18 protein-coding genes are annotated in these 25828 nt (G+C 70.9%); 2 read left to right on the top strand and 16 right to left on the bottom strand.

What is annotated here, in order from left to right; all coding sequences use genetic code 11:
- Positions 1 to 11: 11 nt before the first annotated feature.
- The 5 genes from ACFSL2_RS02530 to pdhA form a co-directional block, all read right to left on the bottom strand.
- Positions 12 to 1670 (bottom strand): HNH endonuclease signature motif containing protein, encoded by a 1659-nt coding sequence (locus ACFSL2_RS02530; protein ID WP_377196319.1) that lies wholly within the window; start codon positions 1668 to 1670, stop codon positions 12 to 14.
- 150 nt (positions 1671 to 1820) lie between these two features.
- Entirely contained in the window at positions 1821 to 2969 is a 1149-nt protein-coding gene (locus tag ACFSL2_RS02525; protein WP_377196318.1) for an MFS transporter, read from the bottom strand.
- A gap of 128 nt (positions 2970 to 3097) precedes the next feature.
- Positions 3098 to 4543: a dihydrolipoamide acetyltransferase family protein gene (locus tag ACFSL2_RS02520; protein ID WP_377196317.1), complete on the bottom strand. Its 1446-nt coding sequence runs from the start codon at positions 4541 to 4543 to the stop codon at positions 3098 to 3100.
- Entirely contained in the window at positions 4540 to 5544 is a 1005-nt protein-coding gene (locus ACFSL2_RS02515) for an alpha-ketoacid dehydrogenase subunit beta (RefSeq protein ID WP_377196316.1), read from the bottom strand. Before ACFSL2_RS02515 ends, ACFSL2_RS02520 begins: the two co-directional genes overlap by 4 nt.
- Positions 5541 to 6668 carry a pyruvate dehydrogenase (acetyl-transferring) E1 component subunit alpha gene (pdhA, locus tag ACFSL2_RS02510; protein WP_377196315.1) on the bottom strand — a complete coding sequence of 376 codons (1128 nt, stop codon included), beginning with the start codon at positions 6666 to 6668 and terminating at the stop codon, positions 5541 to 5543. Before pdhA ends, ACFSL2_RS02515 begins: the two co-directional genes overlap by 4 nt.
- Positions 6669 to 6784: 116 nt before the next feature.
- On the opposite strand from pdhA, the gene ACFSL2_RS02505 reads away from it, so the two are divergent.
- Positions 6785 to 7279, top strand: coding sequence for an Lrp/AsnC family transcriptional regulator (locus ACFSL2_RS02505; protein WP_377196314.1), 495 nt, complete (start codon positions 6785 to 6787; stop codon positions 7277 to 7279).
- A 9-nt stretch (positions 7280 to 7288) separates the two neighbouring features.
- Here ACFSL2_RS02505 and ACFSL2_RS02500 read toward each other — a convergent pair whose 3' ends face one another.
- The 9 genes from ACFSL2_RS02500 to ACFSL2_RS02460 form a co-directional block, all read right to left on the bottom strand.
- Positions 7289 to 7663 (bottom strand): YciI family protein, encoded by a 375-nt coding sequence (locus ACFSL2_RS02500; RefSeq protein ID WP_377196313.1) that lies wholly within the window; start codon positions 7661 to 7663, stop codon positions 7289 to 7291.
- 207 nt (positions 7664 to 7870) lie between these two features.
- Positions 7871 to 11920, bottom strand: coding sequence for a ThuA domain-containing protein (locus ACFSL2_RS02495; RefSeq protein WP_377196312.1), 4050 nt, complete (start codon positions 11918 to 11920; stop codon positions 7871 to 7873).
- A 107-nt stretch (positions 11921 to 12027) separates the two neighbouring features.
- Entirely contained in the window at positions 12028 to 12906 is an 879-nt protein-coding gene (locus ACFSL2_RS02490) for a sugar phosphate isomerase/epimerase family protein (protein WP_377196311.1), read from the bottom strand.
- A gap of 61 nt (positions 12907 to 12967) precedes the next feature.
- Positions 12968 to 13696: an ABC transporter ATP-binding protein gene (locus ACFSL2_RS02485; RefSeq protein WP_377196310.1), complete on the bottom strand. Its 729-nt coding sequence runs from the start codon at positions 13694 to 13696 to the stop codon at positions 12968 to 12970.
- Positions 13693 to 14484, bottom strand: a complete 792-nt coding sequence (locus ACFSL2_RS02480) for an ABC transporter ATP-binding protein (RefSeq protein ID WP_377196309.1) — start codon at positions 14482 to 14484, stop codon at positions 13693 to 13695. The genes ACFSL2_RS02485 and ACFSL2_RS02480 overlap by 4 nt, the downstream gene beginning before the upstream one ends.
- Before the next feature lie 4 nt (positions 14485 to 14488).
- Positions 14489 to 15970, bottom strand: a complete 1482-nt coding sequence (locus tag ACFSL2_RS02475) for an ABC transporter substrate-binding protein (RefSeq protein WP_377196308.1) — start codon at positions 15968 to 15970, stop codon at positions 14489 to 14491.
- A complete protein-coding gene (locus ACFSL2_RS02470; protein ID WP_377196307.1) occupies positions 15967 to 17025 on the bottom strand; it encodes a branched-chain amino acid ABC transporter permease in 1059 nt (352 codons plus the stop codon). The genes ACFSL2_RS02475 and ACFSL2_RS02470 overlap by 4 nt, the downstream gene beginning before the upstream one ends.
- The gene (locus ACFSL2_RS02465) at positions 17022 to 18113 is read right to left on the bottom strand and encodes a branched-chain amino acid ABC transporter permease (protein WP_377196306.1); all 1092 of its coding nucleotides are present in this window, start codon (positions 18111 to 18113) and stop codon (positions 17022 to 17024) included. The genes ACFSL2_RS02470 and ACFSL2_RS02465 overlap by 4 nt, the downstream gene beginning before the upstream one ends.
- Positions 18110 to 19222, bottom strand: coding sequence for a Gfo/Idh/MocA family protein (locus ACFSL2_RS02460; RefSeq protein WP_377196305.1), 1113 nt, complete (start codon positions 19220 to 19222; stop codon positions 18110 to 18112). Before ACFSL2_RS02460 ends, ACFSL2_RS02465 begins: the two co-directional genes overlap by 4 nt.
- 89 nt (positions 19223 to 19311) lie before the next feature.
- On the opposite strand from ACFSL2_RS02460, the gene ACFSL2_RS02455 reads away from it, so the two are divergent.
- Entirely contained in the window at positions 19312 to 20481 is a 1170-nt protein-coding gene (locus ACFSL2_RS02455) for a XylR family transcriptional regulator (protein ID WP_377196304.1), read from the top strand.
- Between the two features lie 17 nt (positions 20482 to 20498).
- Here ACFSL2_RS02455 and ACFSL2_RS02450 read toward each other — a convergent pair whose 3' ends face one another.
- Both ACFSL2_RS02450 and ACFSL2_RS02445 read right to left on the bottom strand, forming a co-directional pair.
- On the bottom strand, positions 20499 to 21179 hold the full coding sequence (locus ACFSL2_RS02450) for a hypothetical protein (protein ID WP_377196303.1): 681 nt from the start codon (positions 21177 to 21179) through the stop codon (positions 20499 to 20501).
- Between the two features lie 234 nt (positions 21180 to 21413).
- Complete coding sequence (locus tag ACFSL2_RS02445; protein ID WP_377196302.1) at positions 21414 to 25757, bottom strand: ThuA domain-containing protein; 4344 nt, start codon at positions 25755 to 25757, stop codon at positions 21414 to 21416.
- Between the last annotated feature and the right edge of the window lie 71 nt (positions 25758 to 25828).

Raw genomic sequence — 25828 nt, 5'->3', positions numbered from 1 at the left:
CGATCTGGGGTTCAGGCGGCTTCCGCTGTCGGCGGCACCTCGGCGATCGGGCCGGTCGGCAGGTCCGCCGGCGGACCGTCGCCTGGCGAGGACAGACCTTCGGGCAGGCGGATGCGATGCCCACGGGCATCGGTGAACGCCCACCCGGTCTCCAGCAGGAAACCTGCCGTGTCGGTCGCCGGCTTGCCGGTCCAGTGCATGACAATGCCTCGGGCGTCCACGAGCTGATGGTGGAACCAGCACAGCAACGCACTGTTCGCGACCGAGGTCTGCCCACCGTCAGCCCAGTGCCGCACCGCATGGTGCACCTCGCACCGCGACGGCGGCTGATCACACCCCGGATACACACAATGCCGATCCCGGGCAATCACCGCACGACGCATCTGCCCCGTCACCGTCCGCTGCGCACGACCCACATCCACCACCGCACCATCCGGCCCGAACACGACCCGCGTGACCGCACCATCACACGCCAACCGCCGCAACAACGCCCGGGGTGCACGGCCACCGGTCTCGGTGAACACCGGACCACCCAGCGCCAGCAGCTCGGACACCGCCGTGCCCGGCACCCCGCTACCCGCCCGGCGGCCGCGTGCGGGCGTCTGCCCGCAGCTCAGACACACGCCGTCCCGGGTCCGGGTGACCTGGGTGACCAGCTCGGTCCAGGACACCGTCACGTTCAGATGCGGCGCGATCGCCGCGCCCGGGGAGGCCTCGTTGGTCTCCAGCACGGTCCGCGCCACGTCTGCCAACCCCTGCGCCCGACGCTGCGTCGACGTGCGCACCTCTCCGGCCGCGGGCGCACCCATGACCGCGTTCACCGCCGCCGAGACCAGCAGGCCGTGCTCGTCGGTCAGGAACCCCGCCACGTGATAGCCGCCCAACGTCTTGGACAGGTCCAGGAACTCCCCCTGCGCGGCCTTGTCGTCCTCGATGTCGTCCGTGCCCGGATCGGTCACCGTCGCGAACCGGCGCGCCACCACACGGAACCGGTCCGCGTTCAACACACCCGCCTCACGCAACACCAGACCCTCACCGGTCACCAGCGTCCCGTCCGCGACCGCCTGCTCCAGCACCGCGGTGATCCGCTCCCGTGTGCGAGTGCCGTCCGGATCATCCAACGGGTCCGGGAAGTCCACAGACACGCTCTGCACGAACTGCTCGGGCGTGGTCGTCTGCCCCGTACGGGTATCGACCAACCACGCCAACGCGTCCGTGCGGGTCTCGCTCGTCGGCGCGACCTCCGCCATCACCCGCGCATGATCCACACCCAGCCGCCCCGCGACCAGCTGCTCCCGCGTCACGGGCAACGCCGTCGCCAGCCGGCGCGCCATCGCCACGTCCCTACCCGCCGTCGCCGACGACACCCCCTCACGCAACCGCAACCACGCCCGGAACGTACGCGCCATACCACCCGACCGCCACGAACCCTCCCGCTCGACCCGCTCCAGAACGGTGTACCGCACCCCGTCCAGACGACCGGTCACCCGACGGATCCGCGCGTGCGCCTCCACCAGGCGCGTCACACTCGGCGCGTCCCACCCGTTCAGCACCTCCGGACCGACCAGGTCCGCCAGATCACCCACCGCATCCTCGATCCGGCCCAGCACGTCCTCCACCGACTCCGCGGGAGGCGAACCGCCGGACGTGCCGCTCGTCGACCGACCCATCGGTATCCACCTCCGCTCCGTTGTCCGCTGATTCTCCATTCTCTCGAACGTTTGTATGCTGCGCACGTGCAATCTGAGATCTGTGGATAACTCTTCACGGCGCACGACGGAACGCGTCCTGGCCGATCCGCGGTCGGCCCGGATGCCGCTTCAGCCGGGGCCACGACGCGCAATGACGATGCCCAGGCATCCGAGGGCCACTGCGGCGGCGAAGGTGCCGGCTAGGCCGATGACGTCAGCGGCGAAGCCGATCACGGGCGGCCCACCGAGATACGCGAGGTACCCGACGGCGCTGACCTGCGCGGTCATCGACGCGGCTTGTCCGGGTACGGACCGGCTGGCACGGGAGACCGCCACGGGGAAGACGGGGCCAAGGACCAGTCCGACCAGGCCGATGGCCACCGCCATGACCAGCGGATGGGCGACGACTGAGTTGAGTGCCACGAGGCAGACCACAACCACGGCAACGGTCGTCAGCACCGTGCTTTCCGCGAAACGGTCAAGCACGGCATCGCCTGCCGAGCGGGAGATGAACATCGTCAAGCTGAACAGGGCAAGAGTGATGGCACCCAGGGAGGCTGATGCTCCAAGGTCGCGGGTGACCAGCAGGGCCGACCAGTCCGTGACCAGCCCCTCGATGAGCAGACCAGAGACGGCGAGCACGGCGATCGCCAACGGCAGCCCGCGGCATCTCTTCCGCGGCAGGACGTGGGTGGCTCCGGACTCTCGTGCGGCAGCGTTCCGGGGTTGGGACCACAACATCGGAGCACCCACGACAGTCAGGACCACGAGGAGGACGGCGACGGCGAGGAAGTGCTCCGTCACCGTAGCGCCGACCCGCGTAGCGACCACCCCGCCCAGGGCGCCCGCGAGCACGCCCAGGCTGTACCCACCGTGCAACCGGGACAAGACTCGGTGACCGGTGTGCCGCTGGTAGTCGATGGCGGCGGTGTTCATGGCGATGTCGAGGACGCCGCTGGCCGCCCCGAGCAGCATGAGCACTCCGGCCAGCTGCCACATCCCATCGGCGACGCCGATCAGCGGCAGCGACGCGCTGAAGAGCAGCGCGCTGGCCACGCAGGCCCGTCCTGATCTCACGCGATCGAGGATCCGAGCGGTGAGCAGCAGTGCGGGGACAGATCCCGCGGCGACGCCGAACAAGGCAGTACCCAGTTCGCTGTCGCTGAGATCAAGGAGGCGCTTGACCTCAGGGATGCGCGGTGCCCAGCTGGAAAGAACGGCCCCGTTGACGAAGAAGACGACCCAGAGGCGAGCCGCGAAAGAACAGATGCGTGTCAAGTACAAGGCGACCCTCAGGCCGCCCTGCCGACTACATCTCGCCTTTCCCCCGGACGGTCAGGAGAGGCGGTTCACGTCAACGGGACACTCTCACGGCGCCGACCGAGACATCAAGCGCACAGGGGCCGTCAGAGGCGCACGATCGCCGCGGCGGGGTTCTCGATCGCATCCGCCACGGACCGCACGAACCCGGCCGCCGTCCCGCCGTCGCAGACCCGGTGGTCGAAGACGAACGACAGCTGGGCGATCTTGCGCGGCACGATCTCGCCGTCGACCACCCAGGGCCGGTCGATGATGCGGCCGATCCCGAGGATCGCGACCTGCGGATGGTTGATGATCGCCGCACTGCCGTCGACCCGGAAGCTGCCGTAGTTGTTCAGCGTGAACGTTCCTGCGGCGAGCTCCTCGGCCGTCGCCCGGCCCGCGCGAGCGCGTGCCGTCAGCTCGCGCAGGGCGGTGTCGAGCTCGGCGGTGGTCATCGACCCCGCCCCGAGCACCGCGGGGACGACCAGTCCCTGCTTGCCCTGGACGGCGACACCGAGGTTGATCGCGTCAGGCACGACGATCTCGTCGCGCTCCACGTCGAGCCGCCCGTTCAGCACCGGATACTCCTTGAGGCCTGCGACCACGAACCGGGCGAGGTAGGCGAGCAGGCCCGGCCCGGGGTCGGCGGACGTGCGGGCGGCCTCGCGCAGGTCCCAGAGCGCGGTGGCGTCGACGTCGACCCAGACCGTCGCCTCGGGAATCTCGGCGCGACTGCGCGAGAGCACCCGGGATGCCGCCTTCCGGAAGCCGCTGAGCGGGATGCGCCGCTCGCCGCCAGAACTCACCGGGGGCGTGGCGTCGGGCACAGATGCGGCGGGCACAGGCGCAGCGGGCACAGGTGCGGCGCGCACGAGTGCTGTCGGCGCCCCAGGTTTGGGCACCACCGACTCGCGCGCCCCTGCGGCAGGGACCGCGTCCGGCGCCGCGGGCGCCTGCAGCGCGCTCGCGAGGGCGGCGCCCACGTCGGACCTGGTGACGACGCCGCCGGCTCCGGTGGGCCGGATCGCGCGCAGGTCCAGCCCGGCGTCACGGGCCAGCCGCCGGACGATCGGCGAGATCACCTTGACCGGCCGATGGTCCGTGGCGGCCGGCCCGGCCCCGGCGACCGGCCCGGTCGCACCGACCGGCGCCGCCCCAGCGACCGGCGCCGGCGGGGCGCCGCGTGGCCGACGTCGGCGGCCGGGGCCTGTCGGCGCCGAGGTGCCGTAGCCGATGAGCACGTTGCCCGAGCCGGCCTGCTCCTCCTCGCGGTAGGTCTCCGCGGTCGCGTCGGCAGTCTCGGGGGCGATGGAGATCAGTGGCCTGCCGACCTCGACGAGCTCGCCCTCGACGGCGTGGAGGGCGGCCACCCGGCCGGCGTACGGGCTGGGCACCTCGACGACCGACTTGGCCGTCTCGACCTCGACCACCGGCTGGTCGGTGGTGACGACGTCACCCGCCGCGACGAGCCAGTGCACCACCTCGGCCTCGGTCAGTCCCTCACCGAGGTCGGGCAGCAGAAAGGTGCGCTCGGTCGTGGTGCTGGTCATGCGTCCTCCCACTGCAGGTCGTCGACGGCGTCGAGGATCCGGTCGACCGACGGCAGCTGAAAGTGTTCGAGCTTCGGCGGCGGGTAGGGGATGTCGAACCCGGTGACGCGGCGCACCGGCGCGGACAGCGAGTGGAAGCAGCGTTCGCTCACCCGCGCCGCGATCTCCGAGGCGACACTGGCGAAACCCGCCGCCTCGGCGATGACGACGGCGCGTCCCGTCGACTCGACGGCCGCGCAGACGCCCGCGTCGTCGAAGGGCACGATCGAGCGCAGGTCGACGACCTGCAGGCTGCGGCCGTCCCGCTCGGCCACCTCGGCCGCCTCGAGCGCGACCGGTACGGCCGGCCCGTAGGCGATGAGGGTCGCGTCGGTACCCGGACGGCGCACGACGGCGGTGCCGATGCCCGGCTCGTCGCCATGCCCCGGGGTGACCTCGCCCTTCGCCCAGTAGAGCTTCTTCGGCTCGAGGAACACCACCGGGTCCGGCGACGCGATCGCGGCCCGCAGGAGCGAGTAGGCGTCCGCGGGGTTCGACGGCGCGACGACGTGCAGCCCGGGGGTGTGGGCGTAGTAGGACTCCGAGGAGTCGCAGTGGTGCTCCACCCCGCCGATGCCGCCGGCGTAGGGGATCCGGATGACGAGGGGCAGCCCGACGCGTCCGCGGGTCCGGTTGCGCATCTTGGCGATGTGGCTGACGACCTGCTCGAAGGCCGGATACGCGAAGGCGTCGAACTGCATCTCGATCACGGGACGCATGCCGTTCATGGCGAGACCGACCGCGAAGCCCGCGATACCCGCCTCGGCGAGCGGGGTGTCGAAGCAGCGGTCCTCGCCGAACTCGGCGGTGAGGCCGTCCGTGACCCGGAAGACGCCGCCGAGCGCACCGACGTCCTCACCGAGCACGAGCACCGTGGGGTCCTCGGCCATCGCGTCACGCAGGGCCCGGTTGATGGCCTGCGCCGTGCTGAGCGTCTCGTGCTCCACCGCGGTAGCGGTCATCGGCGGACCTCCTCTCTGGTCAGTCCGTCCCGGGTCAGCTCGTCGTGGACCACGGCGAGCTGCTCGGTGAGCTGGGGGGTGGGCTCGGCGTACACGAACCGGAACAGGTCGTCGGGGTCGGGCTCGACGTCCTGGTTGAGGCCGTCCCGCATCCGGTGGGCGACCTGCTCGGCCGCCTCGGTGAACGCGGCGGCGCGCGCGTCGTCCAGGACCCCCTCGGTGCGCAGGTAGGCCTCCAGCCGCACCAGCGGGTCCTTGGCCGCCCACGCGGCCACCTCGTCGTCGGCGCGGTAGCGGGTCGCGTCGTCGGCGTTGGTGTGAGCCTGCATCCGGTAGGTACGGCCCTCGACGAGCTGCGGCCCCTCGCCGGCCCGCGCCCGCTCGACCGCTCCGGACAGGACGGAAAGGAGCGCGGCGAGGTCGTTGCCGTCCACCTGCTCCCCCGGGATGCCGTAGCCCACGCCCTTGTGCGCCAGCGACGGGGCGGCCGACTGCCGGGCCAGCGGCACCGAGATCGCGTACTGGTTGTTCTGGACGAAGAAGACGACCGGCGCCCGGAAGACCGCCGCGAAGTTCAGGGCCTCGTGGAAGTCGCCCTCGCTCGTGCCGCCGTCGCCGCACAGCGCCATGACGACCGTGCGCTCCCCGCGCAGCCGTGCCGCATGCGCCACGCCCACGGCATGCGGCAGCTGCGTGGCCAGGGGCGTCGTTAGCGGTGCCACGTGCTGCTCGTACGGGTCGTAGCCCGAGTGCCAGTCACCCTTGAGCAGGCCCAGGGCATCGACCGGGTCGACGCCTCGTGCGACGGCGGCCGCGGTGTCGCGGTAGGTCGGGAAGAGCCAGTCGTCGTCGGTGAGCACCTGCGCCGCAGCGACCTGGCACGCCTCCTGACCGTGCGAGGAGGGGTAGACCGCCAGGCGCCCCTGCCGCACGAGGGCGGAAGCCTGGTCGTTGAAGCGGCGGGCGGCGACCATGCCCGCCAGGCCCCGCAGCAGCGCCTCGCCCGAGGGCAGGGCGGCACCCTCCGCGGTGGCCGGACGACCGTCCGGGCCGAGGAGCATGACCGGCTCCCGGGACGGCAGCATGCGATCGGGGTCACTTGCCCTGCCTGTGATGCCTGTCATATAGATATGATCGTCAAGGTTCTATTCGGAATCCATCAACGGCGCAGATCCGAGAGAACGTCCAGCAATCTGCTGGTAAAGCGATCCAGATGTCCAACGGCGAAGGGGCTGAGGGCATGGCGGCGAGACAAGTGGTAGCAAGCCTCGACGAGGTCGACCAGCGCATCGTCGACGAGCTGCGGCAGGACGGCCGCATGTCCATGCGGTCGCTGTCCGAACGGCTCCACATCTCGCGGGCCAACGCCTATGCGCGCGTCCGGCGGCTCGAGTCCACCGGGGTGATCCGCGGCTACCGCGCGGACATCGACCCCGTGCTGGCCGGCCTCGGCACCTCAGCCTATGTGACGGTGAACCTGGAGCAGGCGGAGTGGCGCTCGGTCCGCGAAGAGCTCAGGACGCTGCGCGGGATCGACCACATCGGGCTGGTCGGCGGGGAGTTCGACCTCGTGCTGCTGGTGCGCGCGCGCGACAACGCCGACCTGCGGCACCTGATCCTGGACCAGATCCAGGGCATGCGGGGCATCCTGAACACGCACACGCTGCTCGTGTTCGAGGAGCCCATCCCCACCGGGCCGTCGCCGACCGCCCCGCCGGCCGACGAAGTCCGCTGAGCTGGTCAGCTACTCGGGCTTCTCCTGCAGAGCCCGCACCTCGATCCGCGACTGCAGCGCCGCGGAGCACTGCTCGGCCCAGCCGAGCGCGGTCTCCTCGTCCGCGACGTCGATGATCCAGAATCCGCCGACATACTCCGGTGCGTCCACGAACGGACCAGGAACACGCTTCGGCTCGGGTCCGGTGGCGTCGACGGTGATCGCGGTGGACGGCGGGTGCAGCCCGCCGGCGGCGACCAGGGCCCCCGACTCGGTCAGGGCCGTGTTGAAGGCGCCGACGGCGGCGAAGACCGCCTCCAGCTCCGCCGGATCCATCTCCTGCATCGACTCCATCGTCGGTTCCTCTGCCGCGTCGTGCGGCAGGGTCAGGAAGTACTGGGTCATGGCACTGCTCCCCTTCTGACAGGTTCTGACAGATTCTGACAGGTTGGGCCGAATTCTCGTCGCGTGCCCGACGGCGGGCAACACGTGCCGCCGTCATGCCTCGGGAGCGAACTCCTGGATCATCACCGGCGACTCCGGCGGTACGACCGAACGCGGACGGCCCGGGGCGTCTTGCCCCGAGCCGCCCGCGCCCGCTCCCGCGTCGGATCAGCGCTGCGGGCCGCCCCGAGCGACATCGCTCCGTGCGGCGGCTCGCCTGATGTCCCGTTCCTCCTTCGCCGTCAGCACGCCATCGCTCCCGAGGTCCGCCACCACGGCTCGCACGTGCTTGATGAACTCGCCGCGGTTGCTCCAGGCCTGCCCGTCGAGGATCAGGTCGTTGACCGTGCATCCATCACCGGTGTCATGGTTCGGCACACCGCTGTCGACGTCGCCGACGATCACGGTCGCGCGCTCGTCCGGATCGGTGCACGCACCCGGTTCGACCGGGTCCCCGGGCTCGACCTCCATCCAGTTCACCCGTGCCTTGCGGTCCGGGAGGACGAGATGGAGCGGGAACGTGCCCTCCGTGGGCAGCAGGTCCACCGTCACGGTCTGCCAGGCCGCGGCGTCGTCAGCCACCACGATGCTCCCGTCGCTCCCCTGCGCGGAGGAGTCGACCGCCGTCGCACCGCCGTCCTCGTCGAACTGGTACCAGGCCAGGTTCCCTCCGCCGACGTCGCCGCCGGCGCTGCCCACCAGCGACTGGACCTCCTGCGGTGTCAGGGCCCTGTCGAACAGGTTGACGTCGTCGACCGCACCGTCGAGCAGCGGGTCCGGCCACTGGGACTTCCCGATCAGGTTGTTCGGGGTCAGGCCCAGGTCCGACGGGCTCAGCGTCAGGTTGGTGTTCGTCCCGATCACCTCGCCGTTCAGGTACAGCGTGCCGGTCGTGCCGGACTGCGTCACCGCGACGTGCTGCCACCCGTCCGTCGGCAGCTGCTGCGAACCATTGATCTGCTGCTCACCCGACCCGGTGGTGATGGCATACCGCAGCTTGTCGCTGCCACCGGCGCTCGGCGTGAGGAACATGTAGTTGTCCGTTCCCGAACCGAAGTCGAAGACCCGGGCCCACGTCTGGCCACCGTTCCAGTTCACCCACGCGGAGAACGTGAAGTCGTCGACGTCACTGACGATGCCGTCCGGCAGCTCCACGTGCTCCAGCGGGCTCGATCCATTGAGCTGGACGGCGCTGCCGAACCCGGCGGGGCCGTCGGACCGCCCGACCTCGACACCTCCGTCGATCTGGGCGGTCCCCAGCAGCTCCCCGTCGGGCGCGTCGCGGCGCACCTCGACGGTGGCGTCCTCCGCGGCGGCGACCCGGAGCCGCAGTGCGCCGTCGCCCTCGAGGTTGTACGGCTCGTACGACGCCCAGGCACCATCCTGGCCCTCGATCGCGGCGCCGCCTCCGGTCTCCGGATCGTTGGCGGGCCTGACCTCGATCCCGGAGGAATCGGTGGAATGCTCCACCTCCTTGCGCGGCTGCTGCAGGACGTGCGTCGCGGCACCGGTCAGCTCCGGTGACCCGGGCTCGCCGCCGAGGTCCGTATAGCTCGCGATGACCACCAGCGAGATGTCCGCGGCGTCACCGTGCTCGGCATCCTCCTGCGTCTCGATCACCCCGACGCAGCCGGTCTGCGAGTTACCGGGGTGCACGTGCGCGTTGCCGCCCTCGTCGTGATAGAGGCCCTGCTGGACGGTCACGCGCTCGCAGTCGATGTCGCCGCCGGAACCGTCCTCCGTGTCGGAGACCGAGATCCGGTACGGGATGTCGTCGCCCCAGGTGAACACCTGCCCCTGGGCCGGCGATTCGATCGTCACCTCGGGGCGGGTGTTCCCCGCCGCGATCGTGAGGCTCGAGCTGTGGTTGCGCCCCGACGGGTCGGTGACCGTCAGCCGCGCCGTGAACTCGCCCGCCTCGGTGTAGGTGTGGCTCGGGCTCACCTGGTCGGACGTGGTCCCGTCCCCGAAGTCCCAGGCGTAGGTCAGGTCGTCACCGTCCGGGTCGTGGCTGTCCGAGCCGGAGAACGCCACCTCCAGCGGAGTGGCACCCGAGTCCTGGTCCGAGCCGGCCACCGCCACCGGCGTCCGCGCACCGTCGGTGTAGTTGACCTTGTAGAGACCGGAGTCGGGGTTCACCCCGCCGCCGGCGTAGTTGAAGTCGACGCCCCACTCGAGGAGGTACATCGCGCCGTCCGGCCCGAACGCCATGTCCTGCGGGCTGCGGAACTCGGTGTTCGGCATGAACTCCTCGAAGTCGGCGTAGTCGCCGTTCTCGTCCAGGTGGACGACGCCCATCCAGTTCCGCGACCACTCCATGACGAACACCGTGTCGTCGTAGTAGGCCGGGAACTGGCCGTCCCCCAACAGCTCGGGGTCGTAGTGATAGACGTCGCCGGCGAGCGCGGTCCGGCCGGCACCGCCCGGAAGCTCGGGGAACTCCGGGGAGTCGCCGTACGGGTACCAGACGAACGCGTCCTCGGCCGGCGGTACGACGTCCAGACCGGTGTTGAACGGCGAGTCGTTGGCCGGGCCGTTCTCGCAGTCGAAGAACTCACCCGGCGTGCTGCTCGCGAAGTCCCACTCCCGGTACGGCTGGTTGTCCGCGATGCAGTACGGCCAGCCGTAGTTGCCCGCCTCCCGGATCTGGTTCCACTCGTCGTAGCCGCGCGGACCGCGGTCGGGGTTGTCGGCGCCCGCGTCCGGCCCCACCTCGCCGGCGTAGACCCAGCCGGTCTCGTCGTCGACGGCGATCCGGAACGGGTTGCGGTGACCCATCGTGTAGATCTCGGGCCGCGTCCCCTCGGTGCCGGGTGGGAACAGGTTGCCCTCCGGGATCGAGTACGAGCCGTCGTCCTCGGGGGTGATCCGCAGGATCTTGCCTCGAAGGTCGTTGGTGTTGCCGGAGGTACGCCGCGCGTCGTAGCTGTGCTTGGCGTCCTCGCTCGTCTGCTCGTCGTGGACACGACCGTCGATCGGCGCGAACCCCTGCGACGCGAAGTGGGCGGTGTCATCGCCGAGGGAGATGTGCAGGTCCCCGTCGGGTCCGAACGCCATCGAGCCTGCCGAGTGGCAGCACACCTCCCGCTGGTGCGGGATCTCGAGGAGCACCTGCTCGGAGGCCAGGTCCACCGTCGCGTCGTCGACCGTGAAGCGCGCGACGCGCTGCACCTCGGGGGACGGAGCACTGTAGAAGAGGTATATCCAGTGGTTCGTCTCGAAGTCCGGGTCGACCGCGATCCCCAGCAGCCCGTTCTCGTTGCCACGGTGCACCGGGATGTCCGCCGCCTTCGTCACGGCACCGGTCTCCGGGTCGTAGAGCTTCACCGCCCCGCCCAGCTCGACGTAGAAGACCCGACCGTCGGAGGCGACCGCCAGCTCCATCGGGTTGGCCGTGTTGTCGTCGAGCGTGACCTTCTCGAACGAGGCTTCGGTCGGCAGACCGTCCCGCGGCTCGCCGCAGTCGCCGGGGGCGGCACCCGCTGACCACTGGATGCCACCGAGGATGTGCTCACGCAGCAACGGCTCGTCGTAGTGCTCCGGTTCGTGCCCCAGCGCGGTGTACCAGGTGCGGCCACCGTCGAAGTTGGAGCACCAGGCGATCGGGTGGTCCGCACCCATCGCGCCCGGGCCCGGTGCGTACGTCGACTCGTCCAGGGTCGCCAGGACGTGCACCTTCTCGCGCGGGTTGGCCGTGAAGTTGTACCACTCGTCCGTGCGGACCCATTCGGCGGGCAGCGCCGCGGTGGACGGGTGCGTGGCGTCCTCGACCCGGACCGTGGCCTCCTGGAACTGGTCCGCTCCCGACGGGTGGTTGCGGAAGAACCCGCCCCCCATGAGGTCCGCCCACCAGGGCCAGTCCGTCTTGTCCATGTTGGACGACGAGTGCAGGCCCACGTGACCGCCGCCCGCCTGGATGTACCGTTCGAACGCGAGCCGCTGGTCCGCGTCCAGCGTGTTCTCACCATCGGTGTAGAACACGATGGCCTCGTAGTCGGCCAGGCCGTCGTCGGTGAAGACCGAGGCGTCCTGGGTCTCGGTCACCGAGAAGTCGTTGGCGGCACCCAGCTCCTCGACGGCGCCGAGGGCCGCTGGGATCGAGCCGTGCCGGAAGCCGGTCGTCTTGTGGAAGAACAGGACGTCGTACTCGGCCTCCTGCGTCTGGGCGGGGGCGATCGCCGCCCCGGTCAGAGTCGAAGCCAGGAAAGCCGTGGCCACGGCACCTGCGATGGATCGCTTGCGTCTTTGCATGGACCTCTCACCGTCTCTCGTCACTGGATGCGGGCCGACCATCCGTCGGTCACCGCCGAACCACCCCGCCGGTCTCATGCCATCGGCGCCCCCTTGCGGACGAGGCCCGACAGGAAGGCCAGTCCGTCGACGGCGATGACGTCCTGGGTGGTCGCGAGCGGCCGCCAGATCGAGGCAGCGACCGCGATCGTCTCGTTGTCCTGCGTGAACGACTCGATCGTCAGCGGCCCCTCGTAGCCCACGTCGTCGAGTGCGTCGACGATGCCGCGCCAGTCGATGTGGTCGGCGCCGGGGGCGCCCCGGTCGTTCCCGGACACCTGCACGTGCGCGACCCGCGCGCCGGCACGCCGGATGGCCGCGGGGATGTCCTGCTCCTCGATGTTCATGTGGAAGACGTCCAGCGCCACACCGCAGGCCTCGGCCGGCAGGCCGTCGAGGGCTTCGAGCGCCTGGTCGACCGTGTTGATCAGGCTGGTCTCGAACCTGTTGAGCGGCTCGACGGCGATCGTGGTCCCGGCGGCCCGGGCATGCTCGACGACGGGAGCGAGCCCGTCCCGGAGCTGCAGGTAGCACGCCCGGCGCTCGGTCTCGGACATCCGCCAGGTACGGCCCACCGACGTGTACGCCGGCCCGGCGACCACCGGTGCCGAGATCGTGTGCGCCATGTCGACCACGCGACGCATGTAGTCCCGGGTGGCCGCGATCGTGGGCCGGTCGGCCGCGACGAGCTCGCGCCCGGCACCCATGGCAAGGACGAGGGTCGCCGTCAGCCCGAGCGACTCGAGCAGCGTCGCGGCACGCTCGGGATCCCAGTCACCGACGTCCTCCACCGGAAGCTCGATCGAGTCGAACCCCCAGTCCGCCACGCGCGGTGCCAGCTCGGCCAGCCGGTCGTCCGTGAGCGGTGAGGTCCACACCCACGTGTTCACTCCGAAGCTTCTCGCTGCGTTCACCTGTACTCCTCTGCGGTGTTGGCCCGGCTCCGTGCCGGGTACGTCCGATGGCAGGTCTCCACTACGCGGTCCCGACGCCCAGGTACTTGCTCTGCAGGTCCGTCCGCGCCAGCAGCTCGTCGCCCGTGAACTCCGCCTCGATGCGTCCCGAGACCATGACGAGCTGGCGGTTCGCCATCCGCGCGGCGGCGCGCAGGTTCTGCTCGACGACGAGTACCGCGACGCCCTCGTCGACCAGCTGCCGGACGGCGGACACCAGGACGTCGACGATCGTGGGTGCCAGCCCTTCGGACGGTTCATCCATGACGATCAGCCGGGCGTTGAGCAGCAGCGCCCGTCCGACGGCGAGCATCTGCTGCTCACCACCGGACAGGTCCGCTCCCCCGTGCTTCTTGCGTTCGGCGAGACGGGGGAACAGCTCGTAGACCGCCTCCGGCGTCCACCGCTTGTTCCGCGCTCGCCGGGCGAGCATCGCGAGATGCTCGTCCACCGTGAGCGACAGGAAGAGCCGCCGCCCCTGCGGCACGTAGGCGATCCCCGACCGGGCCACCCGTTCCGGTGCCAGGTTGTCCACCCGGCGCCCCCGCAACGAGACCTGCCCCGCCGACGACGGGAGGAAGCCCACGAGCGTGTCGCAGAAGGTCGTCTTGCCCATCCCGTTGCGGCCGACGATCCCGACCGCCTCGACGCCCATCCGGAAGCTGACGCCGTCCAGGACCGTCGATGCGCCGTACCCGGCCGACAGCCCGTCGACGGCGAGCAGGGGTGCGCCGGCACCGTTCATGGTCATCCCTCCACTCCGAGGTAGATCTCGTGCACGACCGGATCGCTGCGGACCTGGTCCGGGTCCCCCGCGGCGACGATCTCGCCGTCGGCCATCACCACCACCCGCTGCGCCACGGTGAACGCCACGTCCATGTCGTGCTCGATCAGCAGCAGCGTCACCTCCCCGGCCAGCGAGCCCAGCAGCTCGGTGAGCTGTTCGCGTTCACCGCGGGACAGCCCCGACGCCGGCTCGTCCAGGAGCAGCACCTCCGGATCGCCGGCCATCGCCATGCCGAGCTCCAGCTGGCGGCGCTGCCCGTGGGACAGCTCGCCCGCCGTCGTGCCCAGGTCGTCGGTCAGCCAGACCACCTCGGCGACCGCGACGGCGGCGTCGTCCAGCTGCCGGTCACGGCGGGAGCGCCAGAGCGGCCACTGGTGACGCCGGCGCCCGGCCACCGCGAGACAGAGGTTCTCCCGCACCGTCAGCCCGTCGAGGCACCGCGCCTTCTGGTAGGTGCGCACCACGCCGAGCCGAGGCCGGTACCTCGACGGAAGGAACGTACAGTCCCGTCCCTCGATCAGCACCGCGCCCTCGGTGGGCCGGATGTCTCCCGCGATCACGTTGAACAACGTGCTCTTCCCGGCACCGTTCGGACCGAGGATCGCCAGCCGTTCCCCCCTGGCCACGTCCAGGTCGAGCCCCTTCAGCGCCCGCAGCCCGCCGAAGGCCACGACGGCCGACACGACCTGGATCACCGGTACGGCCCTCGCCGTGGGTGCCGGCTCCTCGCTGCCCCGCAGCTCGGTCGACATCGCGTCAGCCCTGCTGCGGGACACCGTCGACGACGGGGATCGCGTTCCCCGTCCACGGCAGGTCACGCTGTTCGCAGCCCGGGAAGTCCCGGGACGGCGACGGCGTGTCCGGACCGAAGGTGCCCCCGAACGTCTGGTCGACCCCGGGGACGATCGCGACGGTCTTCTGCTCGATCTCGCCGTCGTCGTTGACGACGAGCTGGGACAGGCCGACGTCGACGATCCCGCTGCGGTTCTCGTCGAGGCTCATGGGTCCGTACGGCAGCTCGAGCTCGAGCTCGCCGATCGCGTCCTGCAGCGCCTTCGGGTCGGAGATGTCACCGTCGACCGCGGCCAGCCCTTCGGCCAGCGCCACACCTGCCGAGTAGTAGCCGTAGAAGAACCCGAACGCGGCCGCCACCGACGGGTCCGCCGGCTCGTTGTTGCTCAACGAGCCAGGGAGCGACTCCCAGGTCGCGTCGGCACTGGCCAGGTACTCCTCGATCTCCGGCGTGTGCACGTCGCCCGGCAGCGTGGCGAACCCCCCGATGTAGGCACCGGCGATGTCGGTGCCGAGCGCCTGGGCGAGGTCGGGGTTGAAGAAGAAGTTGCCCGCGTGCTGGTCGCCGGTCAGGTCGCCCTTGCCGTTGACGAAGGCCTCGAGCGACGCCTGGGTACCCGTCCCGCCCACGGCCCAGAAGTAGCCGTCGACCTCGTCCGGGCCCGGCAGCTGTGCGATGTAGGACGAGTAGTCCGTGGTGCCGAGCGGCGGGTAGACGCGGTGGGTGACCTCACCGCCGACCGCGCAGAAGTCGGCGATGAACCCCGCCGACGACGTGTGCCCGAAGCTGTAGTCGTCGGCGATCACCGCGACCTTGCGCCAGCCGCGCTCGTTGTACAGGATGTCGCCCAGTCCGGCGTTCCAGATCGCCCCGTCGCCGTACCACCTGAAGTAGTTGTCGGCCTGCACGTGCAGGGTCTGCTCCTGGGAACCGGAGATGCCCGCGAGCACCGTCAGCTCGGGGTTGGCCTTCGCGTACTCCGCGACGGCCGGCCCTTCGTCCCCGGAGAGTGGGCCGATGATCACGTTGGCGCCCAGCTGCTCGACGAGACGGCGGGTCTCCTCGAGGATCCGGTCGGCGGTGTCGTTCCCGCACCCGATGCCGACGAGCTCGATCGGGGTGCCTGCCACCTCCGCACCCGAGAACCCCTCCAGGGCACTGGTCGCGGAGTTCACGGTCGCACCGGCGTGGTTCACCATCGCGAGCGCCGTGCCGCCCGCGACGTCCTCGTGGAAGCCGCCGAACGGCCCTTCGCACTGACCGAGGATGCCGAGGCGCACGGTGCCGTCGTCCTGGGGGGCGGCTGCGCCGGACGGGTCTGCCGTGTCGTCGGCGGGGAGCCCGCTGGCTCCACCGCGGTCGGAGCACCCTGCGGTAGCCAGCGCGAGACCGGTGACGAGGGTGATGGCGAACGTCGCTGGCCGCCGTGGTCGGGTGAAGTTCATGATTGTTCTCCTGTGGGTGTCGTCAGCGTCGGACGTGCGTCGTCAGCCACTGCGGAATGTCTCGTCCGGGTCGCCCGGACCCGGCGACGGACCTGCTCCGCGATCCCGGCCAGCCCCTCCGGGGAGAGCACCATGATCAGGAGCACCACTGCTCCGATCACCGTGTTCAGGCGAGCCTCGGTGATTCCGATCTGGTCCAGCAGCGGAACGTCGCGGAGGTAGGTGAAGACGAGGACGTACACGAAGGCGCCCAGCCAGGCACCCTCGAAGTACGAGATGCCGCCGATCACGGCCATGATCAGCAGGATCAGGCTGGGGTCGAGCGCGATCGAGGCGGGATCGATCTGCCCGTTCCACCAGACGTTCAGCACCCCGGCGAGTCCGGCGACGAAGCCGGCCAGGGTGAAGGCCGCTGTCCGGTGCAGCGGGACGTTGAAGCCGAGGGACGCCATCCGGAGGGGATCGTCCCGGACTCCCTGCAGCGTGAGCCCGAACGGCGTGCGGCCGAGGGCGCGGAAGCCCACGTAGGCCACGACGGACACCGCCAGCGCCGCGTAGTACAGGCTGACCGGCGGCGCCATGAGCTCCGGGCGGGGGATGCTCGTGAGGCCTCCCGGGCCGGAGATCTCGACGATCTGCGCGAAGACGAAGAACCCGATCACCGTGTAGACCATCGTGAGCATCAGGAAGTAGAGCCCGGTCATCCGGCTGGCGAGCGCGCCGAGCACGCACGCGACGGCGGTGGTGACGACGATCGCGAACACGACCGCCGCCCACGGGCTCATACCGAGGTTGAGTCCACGAGATCCGTCCTCCAGCACGGCGTTGCCGTACATGAAGCCGCCGACGCCGAAGAAGAGGAACTGGGCCAGCGACACCAGCCCGCCGTACCGGGCGAGGAACACGATCGAGGCGGCCGCGATCCCGAGGACCAGGGTCTTGGTCATCACGAAGTTGATGAAGAACGCGGGGGCGAGGGCAGGCAGCACCAGGAGCACGGCGATCAGGCCGGCGAGGAGGGTGCCGCCCGGCCGGACGGAGCGGAGGATCGTCATGCCACCCTCCCGAACAGCCCCTGCGGGCGGGCGGCCAGCACCAGGGCCAGCAGGGCGAAGGTCATGATGATGGCGTAGAACGAGTACTCGCTGGGCAGGTAGGCCGGCGAGAACGCCACGACCGTCCCGTACAGCAGCGACCCGGCGACGGCCCCCTTGAACGATCCCAGCCCGCCGATGATGACGACCACCAGGGAGTTCAGCAGCCAGTCGGCGTCGGTACCGGGTGCGGCGCCGGCGAACGAGGCACCGAGCACGCCGCCGAGCCCGGCGAGGAACGAACCGACGAAGAACGTCACCGCGAACACGAGCTTGATGTTGATCCCGAGTCCACGGACCATCTGCCGGTCGTCGACGCCGGCCCGGATGACCATGCCGACGCTCGTCCGGTTGAGCCACAGCCACAGCAGGAGGCCGACGACGACGGCGACGGCCAGCATGAACAACCTGCTGAGGGCGTAGCGCTCGCCGAAGACGGAGTAGAAGTCCGTCACCGCGCCGGGCCACACCATCCGGCCGGCCAGCCCACCGAACGCGCGGAGCATCTGGTCGGCGAGGACGACGGTGATGGCCAGCGTGATCAGCGCCTGCCGGAGCTCCTGGCCCTCGTTCCACTGCAGGAACACCTGCTGGATGATCAGCCCCAGCACCGCCGCGACCGTGGCACCGACGAGCATCGGCACCAGCCAGTCGAGGATGCCGACGTCCGACGCGTCGATGTTGCGGGACCGGCCGACCATCGCCTCCTGCACCCGGATGGCGACGTAGGCGGCCAGCAGGAACAGCGACCCGTGCGCCATGTTGACGGTCCGCATCAGCCCGAAGATGAGGGTGAAGCCGGACGCGGCCACGAACAGCAGTCCGCCGAACGTCAGGGCGTCCAGCAGGGTCACGAGGAAGGTTCCCGGGTTGGTCGCCGCGGGACCTGCCGGCGTGTCGGTGGCGAGAAACACCACCCACACGGCGGCCGCCGCGGCGGCGAGGGCGCCCAGGGCGGCCGGCAGCCGGCGCCGTACCACCGTCCACCGCGATCGTGTCCGCCGTCGCGACGGGGGCGACGTCGCACCCCGCTGCAGGGTCGCGGTCATCGCCGTACGTCCGAGTAGTCCGGGATCTCCACCCGGGCTCCACCCCGCATGGCCGACTCGTGGGCGCAGATGCCGACCGACGTCCAGTTGGCGCCCGTGACCTCGTCGATCGCCGGAGCGCGATCCTCGATGATGCTCCGCACGAACTCGTGCACCAGGTGCGGGTGCGAACCACCGTGGCCGGCGCCCTGGACGAAGCTGAGGTGCTCGTGCTCGTCGTCGTAGACGCCGCGCGTGGTGAACGGCGCGATCTGGGCCGGCAGCCGATGGGCGTAGTCCGGGACCTCGATGCGCTTCGGCGTCTCACCGACGTGCAGCACGTGCCCGCCGCCCTGGGTCTGTTCCCACTCGAAGGTGGCCTGGTCGCCGTAGACCGTGAAGCTCTCGACGTACTCGCGGGCCGTCTCGAACAGCGACCGCGCGATCTCGGCGCCGACGTGCGAGTCGCGGAGCGTGAGGAGCGCGCTCTCGACGGCGAACGGTGATCCGTAGCGGGCGGCCAGGGCGGGCGCGATGCGGCCCGATCCGAGACACACGACGCTCTCCGCCAGGGCCCCGGCGAGGGTGAGGACGGGGCTGACCGCATGGGTGGCGTAGTGCATGGGCGGGAGACCCTCCCAGTACCCCGGCCAGTCGGCCATCTCCTGGTGGTGCGCTCCGCGCAGGAACTGGACCCGGCCGATCGTGCCGTCCTCCACCAGGTCCTGGACGTGGAGGAACTCGCGTGAGTACACGACGGTCTCCATCATCATGTACTTCTTGCCCGACTCCCGGACCGCGGCGACGATCGCACGGCACTCGTCGGTCGTCGTCGCCATGGGCACGGTGCACGCCACGTGCTTGCCTGCCTTCAGGGCGGCCACGGTGTGCTCGGCGTGCGCCGGGATGGGGGTGTTGATGTGGACCGCGTCGATATCGGGGTCCTGCAGCATCTCGGCGTAGCTGGTGTAGCGGCGCGGGACGCCGAAGGCGTCCGCCACGCGGTTCAGGGCGTCCTCGGACCGTTGGCTCACGGCGACCAGCTCGGCGTCAGGATGCGCCTGGTAGATGGGGATGAACTCGGCGCCGAATCCGAGCCCCACGATTGCCACCCGTACGTTCTCCGTCACGCTGACCTCCTCGGTAGTGCCCCACACGCTATGGACGGTGACCGAGGTCACACCATGCGCGATCACGCATCGCTGCTTAGATATTTCACATGCCCGCCCCGAGAACCCGGCACGTCGCACTGCTCGTCGAGACCTCGAACGCCTACGCCCGGGCGCTGCTGACCGGCGTGCGGAAGTACGCCGAGGCCCGCACGGGCTGGTCGATGTACCTGGGCGAGCACAGTCGCCACGAGACCGATTTCTCGTGGCTCGACGGCTGGCGTGGCGACGGGGTGCTGGCCCGCATCGAGACGGCGCCGACGGCCGAGCTCGTCCGTCGGCTCGACCTGCCGACCGTCGACCTCAGCGCGGCCCGGCTCCTGCCGGCGTTGCCCGGGGTGGAGACCAACGACGACACGATCGCGCGGTGGGCGGTCGAGCACTTCGCACAGCGCGGGCTGCGGCACTTCGCCTACTGCGGCGACGAGCGCTTCGCCTGGGCGCTCAAGCGCGGCGCCTGGTTCGCCGAGCACGTGCGACAGCAGGGATCGACGGCCCACGAGTTCCGGATGATCCCGTCCGGCAGACGAGCGGCCGACCGTGCGCGCCTCGCCGCGTGGCTGACCCGGCTGCCGAAGCCGGTCGGGCTCCTCGCCTGCTACGACATCGCCGGCCAGGAGGTGCTGGAGGCCTGCACCCTCGCGAGCCTCGCCGTCCCGGACGAGGTGGCCGTCATCGGGGTCGACAACGACGAGCTCATCGGCAACCTGACCTCACCGCCGCTCTCCAGCATCGCCCCGGACACGACGCACATGGGCCACCTGGCCGCGCAGCTCCTGGACCAGATGATGGACGGCGAGGTGCTGGAGCCCGGGCTGCGGCTCATCGATCCGACCCGGATCGTGACCAGGCAGTCGTCCGACATCCTCGCCGTGGACGACCCGCTCGTCGTCGAGGCCCTGCGCTTCATCCGGGACGGCGCGGAGCAGAACCTCAAGGTCGAGGCGGTGCTCCGGCACGTGGGCCTCTCCCGGCGCGCGCTCGACCACCGGTTCGAGCGGCTGCTCGGCCGGACGGTGCACGCCGAGATCCTCCGCGTCCGGATGGGCCGCGTCGCGGAGCTGCTGTCGTCGACGGACTGGACGCTGCACCGCATCGCGGAACGGCTCGGGTTCAGCCACTCCGAGTACATGGGCGTCGCCTTCAAGAAGTACACCGGCACGTCGCCGGGCCAGTACCGCCGCACCGTGACGGGGTCGGTCCCGTGGCAGGAGAGCTGAGCTGCCGCGCCGGCCCCTCAGTGGTCCCCGTGCGGCACCTCGGCCTCACCCTCTTCCGACATGCCGGAGTGCAGCGGCAGGAACGCGTGCAGGTGACCGCGGTCGGCCGCGATGTACTGGAGGTCCAGCTGGACCGCCCCGACCGCCCAGGCGTCGACGGCCCGCGTACGCAGGTCGCCCGCGACGGCGAAGAGCCGCCCGGACTCCCCTGACCCGCCGCTCTCACCGGCCAGCTCGAGGACGTCGAGCGTGTCCCCCAGCAGCTCGGTGGAGAGCACGAGCCCGTTGCGCACGATGTTGTGCTCGGACGATCCGGAGGGCAACGCCTCGACGTCGGCGGTCACGTCCGCCACGATGTCGCGCCACTGCCCCAGCTCGGCCGCCGTCGGGGGCTTCCTCTCCCCCTCCGGCTCGCCTGTCGAGGCATCCGCTGCCGACGCGTCACCCGGCTCGTCCCCCGCCGGCAGCGCCGCGTACAGCCCGTCCATCACGGGCAGCAGCCGCTCCTGCGCCGACACGGCAAGCTCCGCCGCGGCCGTCAGGTTCTCGACGTCCCGCTCGGCCTCTGCGGCCTCCAGCTCCGCGACCCGGGCGGGGTCGACCTGGATCCCGTCCGGCGCCGGTGCCGCCGTGTCCCACGGCTGCGTCACCAGCAGGATCAGGGCCGTGGCGGCGGCCACCAGCGCGACTGCCGCCACGGGGCCCCACCTCGGCCACCGGCGCCGCTGGGGCGCCGGGGGCCGAGGTCCGGGGCGGCCGGCACCGCCCCGGTTCGACGGACGTGCCGCGGCGTTCGGTCCGCTCCGCGGTGGGATCCGCGACTTGTTCCTCGTCTTCGGCACGTCCTTGCTCCTCTCGGTCAGGCCGGCCGGCCCGTCGGGCGGGCCAGCCGGTCAGGCCGGCCGGTCAGTGGGTCCGGCCGGCCACGGCACCTACCCGCAGCTCACTGCGGCGTAGGCCTCCTCGACGACCACCTCGTGCGGCCCGTTGGTCGCGGTCACGGTCGCGGCCCCGGCGTCGAACGCCTCGGCGCCCGACCGGAACTGCTGGTAGACCGTCTCCCCGGGCAGCACCTCCTTGAAGGTCTTGCTCCCGTGGGGGCTGCTGAGCTCGACCCGGGCCGGGTCGGCCCCGGCGTTGGTCGCGCTCACCGCCACCCGTGCCAGCGGACCGGTGCACCGGCTGGCCGCCGTCACCTCGATCCGCGGCGGGTCCGGCTGGTCGGCGAACGTGAAGTCCTGGAACTCCACGGCGCTCCGCTTCGTCGTGCTGTGCGCGGTGACGAACAGCCCGACGTCCTGGAGGTCGGCGGCGCCCGCCAGCTCCTCCGGCTCCCCGATCTGGGTGAACGTCTCGCCGTCCGCGCTCCAGTACGCCGAGTACAGGTCACCGTCGCGCACGAGCCGCACCCAGCCCGGGTACGCCGTCGGGCCACCGTTCGACGACGTCACCAGCTGACCGGCGTCGTTGCCCCGCAGCCACTCGTACCCGCCGCTCGGCCGGATGCCGAGCGCCGCGTAACCGGGTGACGTGCCCGGCTGGGTCACGTCGTTGCGGACGATGATCCCCGCCTTGGCGGAGCCGGCCGAGTTGCCCTGGCTGTTGATCTTCACCGTGGCCGACCAGTGCCGGTCGGAGCCCTCGCGGAAGATCGTCGAGTACTCGTCCGTCCCCTGCCACATGTTGGCGCCGCCCGACTCGATGACGTACGCCCCCGAGGACAGCTGCTCGAACTCGCCGTCCGCGTTGCTGAAGGTGCGCATCCCACCGAACAGGTCGCCGACCTGCGCCACCACCACCCGTGAGGTCGTCGGCAGGCCGCGGTCGTTGGTCGCGACCGCCGTGAGCTCGTAGTAGCCGTCGGCGGTGACGTCCCAGGCCGCCGCGTACGGCGCCGTGTCGTCGACGCCGATCGACGTCCCGTCGACGAAGAACTCCACCTGGCTGACGGTGTTCTCCGCGTCGGTGGCGTCGGCCGTGACCTCGGTCCGGCCGTGCTCGAGCTCGACCCCGGCCTCCGGCGACGTGATCGCCACCTCGGGCCTGGTGGTGTCGCTGACGCCCTTGCCGTTGGCCTCCACGAAGTTGAGCCGCCGCTCGCCCGGCCCGGGGAAGACGACGTAGAGCGCGAAGCTCTCCCCCGGGTCGTCCACGTCGACCCGTACGTCCGTGAAGTCGCTGACGCCGGCGCCCTCGACCTCGGCGGTGCCGAGCAGGTCACCGTCCGGGGCTCCCTTCCGCAGCTCGATGGTGCCCGCGGCCGCGGCGGCCACGCGCAGCGTCAAGGCGTCGATGCCCCGCAGGTTCACGGGGTCGTAGGACGCCCACGCGCCGTCGGAGCCGACGACGACGGACCCGCCGTCCTCGACGTCCCGGCTCGGCGCCGTGGTCGTACCGTCCGACGCCGTGTGGAACTCGGCCTCCCGGTGCTTGGGGAACAGCAGGGTGGTGTCCGACCCGGTGAGCGCGGGGATGCCGCCGGCGCCGCCGTCGTCCTCGTACCGCGCGTCGAGCACATAGAAGACGTTGGTACCTGCCCCGTGCCCGCCGCCGAGCGACGTGGTGACCGAGCCCGTGCGGCCGTGCAGCGGGTCGGACGGGTGCGCGTGGGCGTCGTGCCCGAGGGCGGGCTGGATGACGACGCGCTCGTCGTCGATCGCCGAGCCGTCCGGCGAGTCCTCCGCGTCGGTCACGGCGACGTCCCACGAGACCGTGTCGCCGAACTCGAAGAAGGAGCCCGTCGGCGGGAGCCCGAAGTCGACCTCCGGCCGCGTGTTCCCGACGGTGATCGGCACCGTGGCGGTCCCGTCCTTGCCCGCCGGGTCCGTCACGGTGAGCCGGGCGTCGTAGACGCCGTCGTCCGTGTAGGTGTGCGTCGCCGTCGGGTCGGTCGAGTCGGTGGTGCCGTCCCCGTCGAAGTCCCACGCGTAGGTGAGGTTCTCCCCCTCGGGGTCGGTGCTGTCCGTGCCGTCGAACGACACCTCCAGCGGTGCGGCGCCCGAGTCCGGCGACGCCTGCGGCGCCGACTCCGGCGAGCGGGAGCCGCTCACGTAGTCGACCCGGTGCAGGCCGGAGTCCGGGTTGTCGCGACCGAAGCCGCCGCCCCAGTCGAGCACGTACATCGCGCCGTCCGGCCCGAACTTCGCGTCGATCGGCGCACGGAAGTCCTCGTCGGGCAGGAACCGGTTGACCTTCTCGACGTCGGGAGCGCCCGGGGCCGCCTCCGGGTCGGTGGGCTCGATCGTGAACACCTGGTTCCGCGACCACTCGTAGAAGAACGCCTTGCCCTCGTAGTACTCGGGGAACTTGGTGTCCGACTCGAGCTCGGGGTCGAAGTCGTAGAACGGGCCGCCCATGGGCGCCAGTCCGCCGCCCTGGTTGATCGCGCCCGGTACCGAGGACCGCTGGTAGCCGTACCACATGTCCGCCGGCTGGGCCGGGGGCAGCTCGGTCAGCCCGGTGTTCCGGACCGAGTCGTTGACCGGGGCGTCGCAGTCGAAGAAGTCGCCCACGGTGACGGGGCTCGTCCGGTAGTCGACGTCACGGAACGGCTCGTTGTTCCCCATGCACAGGGGCCAGCCGAAGAAGCCCGGCTCCTTGATGAGGTTCCACTCCGCAATGCCGGCCGGGCCGCGCTCGGCCAGGTTGTCCGTGCCGTTGTCGGGCGAGTAGTCCGCGACGGCGAGGTTGCCCGTGGCGGGGTCGATGGCGAACCGGAACGGGTTGCGGAAGCCCATGGCGAAGATCTCGGGCAGGGTCTTGTCCGCGGTGTCCTCGGACTCCGGGAACAGGTTGTCCGCGGGGATCGAGTAGGTGCCGTCGTCCTCGGGGTGGATGCGGAGGACCTTGCCGCGCAGGTCGTTGGTGTTGGCCGACGTCTCCCGCGCGTCGTGGAAGGTGCCGTCGCGCTCGGAGATCGGCGCGTACCCGCCCGACGGCTCCGAGTGCGGGTTCACGTCGTCGCCCACGCCGAGGTACAGGTCACCGGTCGCGTGGTCGACGATCAGCCCGCCGCCCGTGTGCCCCGGCTCGTCGGGCAGGCGCCCGGCCGGGACCTCCAGCAGGACCACCTCGGACTCCGGGTCGATGGCCGTCGAGCCCGGCGCGCCGGAGGTGACGGTGAACCGGGAGAGCCGGTTGACGAAGTTGGCGGGGTCGGTGTCGTCCTCGCTCGCGGGCGACCAGTACTGGTACAGGTACCCGTTCTCGGCGAAGTTCTCGTCGAGCGCGATGCCCAGCAGCCCGTCCTCACCACCGGAGTAGACCGGGAGGGTCACGGCGGTGGAGGTGGTCTGCGTCTCCGGGTCGAACACCCTGATCTCTCCGCGCACCAGCTCGGTGAAGAAGACCCGGCCGTCCGGTGCCACGTCGATGCCGAACGGCGCACTGGTGTTGGTGTCGAGCGCCACCTTCTCGAACTGGCCCCAGTCGGTGCCGCCGCAGTCGCCCTCGGCCAGCCCCGCGGCCCACTGCACGCCACCGACGATGTGCTGGACCAGCTCCGGCTCGTCGGTGTAGTGCGCCCCGAAGTGCCCCATGCCGGTCATCCACGCACGGCCGCCGTCGTAGGCCTTGCACCACGAGATCGGGTGGTCGTAGCCCATGGCGTTGCTGCCCGGGTCGTACGTCGACTCGTCCATCGTGGCCAGCACGTGGGCGTCACCGCGTACGTTGGTCGAGAAGTTGTACCACTCGTCCGCGCGGTCCCAGCGCTGCGGCAGGTGCTCGGTCGAGGGGTGCTTGCGGTCCTCGACCCGCACGGTGCCGGGTAGGCCGGGGCTGGAGCCGGTGGCGGCGTGGCCGGGCATCAGCGACCCGATCATCTCGTCCCACCAGGCGTAGCCGCCCCGCATGTCCGTCGCGTTGTGGATGGCGACGATGCCACCGCCCGCCTGCTGGTACCGCTCCATCGCGGCCTTCTGCTCGGCGTTCCACGGGTCGCCCGACGCCTGGAACATGACGAGCGCGTCGTACTGCGCCAGGTCGGTGTCGTTGAAGACGGTCGGGTCCTCGGTGTGGTCGGACAGGATGCCCGCCTCGGCGAACGCCGCCTCGAGCACGGGGGTGCCCTGCGTGATCGCCTCGGCGTGCCGGTACTGGGTGGTGGCCGTGAAGATGAGGACCCGGCCCTCCTCCAGCGCCGCGGCCTGCTGTGCCTCGGCGCGTGCTCCGTCGGCGGCCGTGGCCGCCGGGACGGACGCCAGCGTGAGCGCCAGCGCTCCGGCGGCGAGAGCCGCTATGGATCTCCCCCATCGGGGACGTCGTGGTGCGGTCATCGTGTTGCCTCCTGGGCAGATCGACGTGCGGACCCGCCGGGGATACCCCCGGTGGAACGTGATTCGTTGAC

The sequence above is a fragment of the Promicromonospora aerolata genome (assembly GCF_042682255.1).
Lineage (GTDB): Bacteria > Actinomycetota > Actinomycetes > Actinomycetales > Cellulomonadaceae > Promicromonospora > Promicromonospora aerolata.
Note: the sequence above shows the minus strand (reverse complement) of the source record. Positions and strands in the feature narration are given on the sequence as shown.